We start from the raw sequence: 4,375 nt of genomic DNA, 5'->3' as shown, positions 1-4,375 counted from the left end.
GCCAGTAAATTATTAATGGAAAGACTTTGTTTACAGTATCAAGAATTAAATTCTAAGTGTGACTACAGAATAGTAAGATATGGTAATGTTCTTTATTCTACAGGTTCTGTATTATGTAAATGGAAAGAACTAATACAAAATGATAAACCTGTAATAGTAACTGAACCTAAAGCTACAAGATTTTTTTGGACAGTTGACCAAGCGATTGATTTGATTTTTAATTGTTTGGAGAATTGTGACTCAACAAAGCCATATGTTCCCGATATGAAATCAATGAGTATTGAAAATTTACTTGAGGCGATGTATCAAAAGTACGGTCAAAAAAATGCGGAACAAAAAATAAAAGTTATTGGTCTTCAACCAGGTGAAAATTTTCATGAAAAAATTTTAGAAGATGGTCCATTTTCATCTGAGGTCGAGGAATTTACCATAGATGAAATCAAAGAGTTGATTTAATCTGAAATGATTTACTTAAAACTATAATACGTTAATTTTTTAATATGAAATATAAAATACCACAATTCCAACCTTTTTTGGATAATAGAGAATACGAGGCAATCAAATCTTGTTTTGATTTAAACTGGGTAACCGAGGGACCTAAATCAAAAGAATTTGTTGATAAACTATGTAAAATGATGAATGTAAAATATGGTGTATTGGCACCTAATGGTACGTTATCTCTCTATATGGCTTTAAAAGTTTTAGGTATTGGAAAAGGAGACGAAGTAATTGTTCCAAATTTTACATTTATCGCATCAGCGAATGCTATTGATATGGTGGGAGCAAAACCTGTATTTTGTGACATTCAAGAATCAGATTTACATATCGACATTAAAAAAGCGGAAAAATTAATAACATGTAGAACAAAGGCGATTATGCCTGTTCACATTTATGGAATGGCCTGTAACATGGATGAAGTTATTGAATTTGCCAAAAAACACAAATTAAAAGTTGTAGAAGACGCCGCTCAAGCTGTTGGCGTAAATTGGAATGGAAAACAAGCAGGTACCTTTGGTGATATTGGAAGTTTTTCATTTTTTGCAGATAAAACTTTGACAACTGGCGAGGGAGGTTTAGTAGTGACTGATAATGAAGAATTATACAATAAACTTTTGTACATCAGAAATCAAGGAAGACTTAATCGAGGAAGTTTTATACATCCAGAAATTGGATACAACTTTAGAATGACCGATTTACAAACTTCAATAGGATTAGTCCAACTTGAAAAATTCCCTAACATTGTTGAAAAAAAGGCTGAAATTTTAGCTAGATATAAAAAATATTTAAACCCCAACTTAAGGATTATTGAACCTAACCCAAATTCATCTCACATCCCATTCAGAGTTTGTATTTTAATTCCTGGAGGAAGTCAAAAGCTTATGGAATATATGAGTGAAAATGAAATTGAAACTAGGACTTTCTTTTATCCTTTACATAAACAACCTTGTTATGAAGAAAAATCATTTTGGAAAATATTCAAGAAAAAAACAAATTTTGATGTATCTGAAAAAATGTATAATGAGGGTGTTTGTCTTCCATCTTGGGTTGGAATTAGTGAAGAAGACATAAAATATATTTGTGATAAAATTAATGAATTTAAATTATGAAATTAGAATTTAGTAAAGTTTTTGGTAAAGATGTTGCAATAATTGAACCTCCGATTCATAGAGATTTTAGAGGGGAGTATACTGAAACATGGAACATAGAAAATTATAAAGTATTAGGTCCTGATGGAAATGGTGTTGAATGGAAACAAGATGATATTAGTGTTTCATGGAGAAACACTTTAAGAGGGTTCCATGGTGACGAAAGAACATGGAAACTTATATCCTGTTTACAAGGTCATTTATACCAAGTCATTGTGGACATGAGACCAGATAGTCCAACATATTTAAAATGGGAGTCATTTACTTTAAATGATAAAAATAGATTACAAATTTTAATTCCACCTATGTTTGGAAACGCTCATTTAGTAATGAGTGATACCGCAACATTCCATTATAAACAATCAACATTATATGAGGGACAAGGAAAACAATTTACGGTTAAATGGGATGACCCAAAGATTGGAGCGTTTTGGCCAATAACAAATCCAATATTATCTGAACGTGATATAAATGTAAAATACCTATGAAAAAAATATTAGTAACGGGTGGAGCCGGATATATCGGTAGCGTTTTAGTACCTAAATTATTAGAAAAAGGATATCAAGTATGTGTCTATGATAGTCTATTGTTTGGTGGAAATAGTTTATTCGGATGTTTTATTAATCCGAATTTTAGTTTTGTTGAAGGTGATATTAGAGACACAGAAAAATTAAAAAAATCTATGGATGGTGTAGATGTTATTATACATCTTGCGGCTATTGTAGGATATCCTGCTTGTCAAAAAAATCCAGAACTAACAAAAGAAATTAATTTAGAAGCAACAAAAAGACTTGTTGATTCTGTGAAACCAAATCAATACGTTTTATTTGGTTCAACAGGAAGTAACTATGGAGCCGTTAAGGATGGTTTTTGTACTGAAGAGACTCCGTTAAATCCGTTGAGTTTATACGGTGAAACAAAAACAGAAGCCGAAAAATACCTAATACAAAATTGTAATTCAACGGCATACAGATTTGCAACCGCCTTTGGTTTATCCCCAAGACTTAGATTAGATTTATTAGTTAATGATTTTGTTAATAAGGCAGTCAATCAAAAGTATATTGTTGTTTATGAGTCTCATTTTATGAGAACTTTTATTCACGTAAATGACATTGCTCGTTCTTTTATTTTTGCAATTGAAAACGAAGAAAAAATGAAAGGTCAGGTTTATAATGTTGGTGGAAACAATATGAACTATAGTAAAAGAGATATTTGTGATTTAATACAGAAAAAAAACAATTATTACTTACATCTTGCAGATATAAGTGAAGATGCCGATAAAAGAGATTATGTTGTTTCCTATGACAAGATTAAGAAATTAGGATTTGAAACAACTATAAGTATAGAAAAAGGAATTGATGAATTAGTGAAAGGTATCAAATGTATAAAATCAAACGACCCATATTCTAACGTATAATATTATGTATTCAGAAAAACTTTCAACCTATTATGATAATTTATATTCCCAAAAAGATTATAAATCAGAATGTGATTTAATTATAAAATATTCAAAAACAAAAGATTCTCTTTTAGATATTGGATGTGGTACTATGACCCATAGTATTATTTTATCAGATTTTTTTAAAGATGTTTTATCAACGGACTTATCAGCACCAATGATTAATGTTGGTATTAAAAAAATAACTGAAAAAGGAATTAATAATGTAACAACATTTAACGGACCAATTTCTGATATTAAATTAAACACACCGTTTAATACAATTATTTCTATGTTTAATGTGGTCAACCATATCAATACTGTAAATAACCTTATATCATATTTTAAAACCGTGTCAAATCTTTTATCAAAAGATGGGGTTTTTATATTTGATTGTTGGAACGGAACAGCATGTAGAATCGACCCTCCAAAAGAAATTATGGAAAAAAGTATTTCTCACGATTTCCATACAATTTTAACTAAAACAAAAACCGAAACTAATCTTTTTGAATCTTGGTCACTAATGAATACCGATGTTAACCTATATTTTGAAAGTGAATTGGTTGACAATTTTTCATTTAGTCTCCTACAAAAATTATGGACTCCTGATGTATTAAAAGATATCTGCGAAATGTGCGGACTTTCAGTTGTTAAAATAATACCATATTTTGATGATTCTCTTTTAGCAAATGAAAAAGACTACAGATTAACTTTTATTTGTGAAAAATTAAATTAAATGAAATACAATGAAGAAAATAGTAGTGTTAGGTGGTGGGGGATTCATAGGAGGACATTTATCTAAAAGACTAAAAGAAGAAGGTAATCATGTTAGAATTTGCGACATTAAAAAACACCAATACTTCTATCAAGATGAAATATGTGATGAATTTATATTAGGGGATTTAACAGACCCTAAGGTCGTAGATTTGGTCATTGAAGAAGGAGTTGATGAAGTATATCAATTGGCTGCCAGCATCAGTAAAAACGACTCAAATTTAATTCATAACTCAGTGACAATTAATCTAAACGTATTTAAAGAATGTGTTAAGAAAAAAGTTAAAAAGGTACTCTACTCTTCTTCATATTGTGAGGAAAATTCCGAATACGGATGGGAAAAATTATTCTCTGAAAAAATGTTTTTATCATACCATAAAAATTATGGGTTAAATGTTAGAATTGCAAGACTTCATAACATATTTGGACCTCAAGGTGATTGGAAAGTGGATAGAGAAAAGTTACCAACAGCAATTTGCAAAAAAGTTATAGAATCTAAAAATGAAGATGTTATCGA

At 29.8% G+C, this 4,375-nt stretch carries 6 protein-coding genes; all 6 read left to right on the top strand.

Translation table 11 applies throughout. The features are described from left to right. Positions 1-456 (top strand): polysaccharide biosynthesis protein (locus ACKVOD_RS09555; RefSeq protein ID WP_409209244.1); only part of this gene is annotated, 456 nt, incomplete at its 5' end. 44 nt (positions 457-500) lie between these two features. Beyond that, positions 501-1,607 (top strand): DegT/DnrJ/EryC1/StrS family aminotransferase, encoded by a 1,107-nt coding sequence (locus ACKVOD_RS09550; protein ID WP_409209243.1) that lies wholly within the window; start codon positions 501-503, stop codon positions 1,605-1,607. Beyond that, complete coding sequence (locus ACKVOD_RS09545) at positions 1,604-2,134, top strand: dTDP-4-dehydrorhamnose 3,5-epimerase family protein (RefSeq protein ID WP_409209242.1); 531 nt, start codon at positions 1,604-1,606, stop codon at positions 2,132-2,134. Before ACKVOD_RS09550 ends, ACKVOD_RS09545 begins: the two co-directional genes overlap by 4 nt. Next, positions 2,131-3,063, top strand: a complete 933-nt coding sequence (locus ACKVOD_RS09540) for an NAD-dependent epimerase/dehydratase family protein (RefSeq protein WP_409209241.1) — start codon at positions 2,131-2,133, stop codon at positions 3,061-3,063. Before ACKVOD_RS09545 ends, ACKVOD_RS09540 begins: the two co-directional genes overlap by 4 nt. Positions 3,064-3,067: 4 nt before the next feature. Continuing rightward, a complete protein-coding gene (locus tag ACKVOD_RS09535) occupies positions 3,068-3,820 on the top strand; it encodes a class I SAM-dependent methyltransferase (protein WP_409209240.1) in 753 nt (250 codons plus the stop codon). Between the two features lie 10 nt (positions 3,821-3,830). Next, positions 3,831-4,375 (top strand): NAD-dependent epimerase/dehydratase family protein (locus ACKVOD_RS09530; protein ID WP_409209239.1); only part of this gene is annotated, 545 nt, incomplete at its 3' end.

The organism is Flavobacterium sp. (assembly GCF_046155325.1).
GTDB lineage: Bacteria > Bacteroidota > Bacteroidia > Flavobacteriales > Flavobacteriaceae > Flavobacterium.
This window is presented reverse-complemented; position numbering and strand designations above follow the sequence as displayed.